Below are 1726 nucleotides of genomic sequence, written 5' to 3' on the forward strand. Positions count from 1 at the left end.
TGCTAGCACAGGGTTATTAAAGTAAAAACGGTGCTTTTAAATGCCAGCAAGCTGCACGTCTACATGTGTTTTACCCAAGTTTGAGAGTATAAATTGTAGACGTAGAGCTTGCTCACGTTAGAAGCGAAGCTTATTATTAAATATTACTCACCTGCCACAATTGTATTAAAGCTATCGTTATCATGTAAGCTTGCAAATGCGCTTTCGTGCAATAACTCATTACGTAAATTAGGTGAATAGTCCAGCGCCATTTTAATATCGGCCAGTGCATCAGCATGCTTATGGGTAAGTGCATAGGCGCAAGCTCGTTGCCAGTATGCATAACCGTAGTCACTATCTATATCAATAGCTTGGTTGCAAAGCTCAATCGCCTTAGCTGTTTCGTTTATTTCAAGCAATGCATCGGCTTTATACGCAATGGCTTCTACGTCTTCTGGTTTACGATTTAAAATTTCATCAAAAATTTCAATTTTATTCGCAAAATCACTTTCTAAATTTGCACGCATCCACAGTGAGTGAACCTCGTTAGTGACCGATATTCGCTCTTGGTTACTGAGTATTTCTTCAGAACGTACACGCAGTTTTTCTTCTAGAATATTTAATCGGTCTTCGTACTCGTCTGTAATTACACTAACACGTGTATTTACAATATCTTCTACTTTATTTTTAACGTCACGCAGTGAGTTCCAGCCAACTAACACCAAAATAGACGCAGTAGCGGTAATGATAAAAAACACATTATTAATTGTATCGGTAGTGTAGGTTATAGCCCTATCTGCGGTATCTAACTGTGCGTGGGTTACTTGTTTTGTTACATCTTCACGTAGTTTTTGCTGATCTTGGCGAACAGACTTTAGTTCATCTAAAACGTAGCGCTCTAAAAGAGGTTTGTACATAGGCTCTTGTAATTGGTCGAGGGCTTGTTGTTGCTCTTGTTCGCTAAGCGCGCCAGGCCTTTGTTCTGCTGCGCTTGCAGTGTTCAAAAAAAGAGTAAAGCAAATAAAAAGTAAAGATAAGTAATAACGCATCGGAACGCCTAGTTAAAAAATTAATTGCGGAGGCAATTTTAACATGCAGCGCTTAATGGCACTAGGGCTATACAAAGTTAGTTAAGGTAATAAATAAGAAAAAAAAACCAGTTCAAGGTGAACTGGCTAAAACTGCTTTAAATAAAAAAAGTCGCAGGTATCACAGGAGATGCTTTGCATGTTAACTGAATCTATATGAACACATAATTAATTCAATTAACTAAAATATGAGGATACTCGAGGTATCCGTAGTATAAAGTAAAGATGCATTGGGCTTAATAATGCATCTTTATAATTATAACTATATAACTACAATTTCATGGCGAAGGGGGGTATTCCAATGTAGACTTTAATAAAACAAAGCTACTTTCAAACCCTTCACATACCATTACGTCGGTATTTTTAAATTCGATCATCTTTTATTAATAAAGTAATGTAAACACCGCACTTATTAGATGCGATTTTATATCGTGCTCATGTAGCGTTGCTTTTAAACGCCAGCAAGCTGCACGTCTACAGGTGTTTTACCCAAGTTTAAGAGTATGTTTTAACTCCCGATCTATCCTCTAAAAGCGCAGCGCCTTTTAACCTCTTTGTGAATAACAGTCCTTAAAAATAGTAATGCACAAAGAGAAGAAAATGAGAAGTAAATGAGAAGACAAAGCCAATGCTGGCACAGGATTATTAAAGTAAAAACG

Annotated in this window: 1 protein-coding gene; it reads right to left on the reverse strand. The window is 37.0% G+C overall.

Going from position 1 to position 1726, the window contains the following annotated elements; genetic code table 11:
• Positions 1-143 precede the first annotated feature (143 nt).
• Complete coding sequence (locus tag P20652_RS00160; RefSeq protein ID WP_008173080.1) at positions 144-1028, reverse strand: tetratricopeptide repeat protein; 885 nt, start codon at positions 1026-1028, stop codon at positions 144-146.
• Positions 1029-1726: the final 698 nt, after the last annotated feature.

The sequence above is a fragment of the Pseudoalteromonas sp. BSi20652 genome (assembly GCF_000239855.1).
Classification (GTDB): Bacteria; Pseudomonadota; Gammaproteobacteria; order Enterobacterales; family Alteromonadaceae; genus Pseudoalteromonas.

Excerpts from the sequence above, each read along its gene's own strand:
- P20652_RS00160 (WP_008173080.1), bottom strand. The coding sequence starts at position 1,028 with ATGCGTTATTACTTATCTTTACTTTTTATTTGCTTTACTCTTTTTTTG.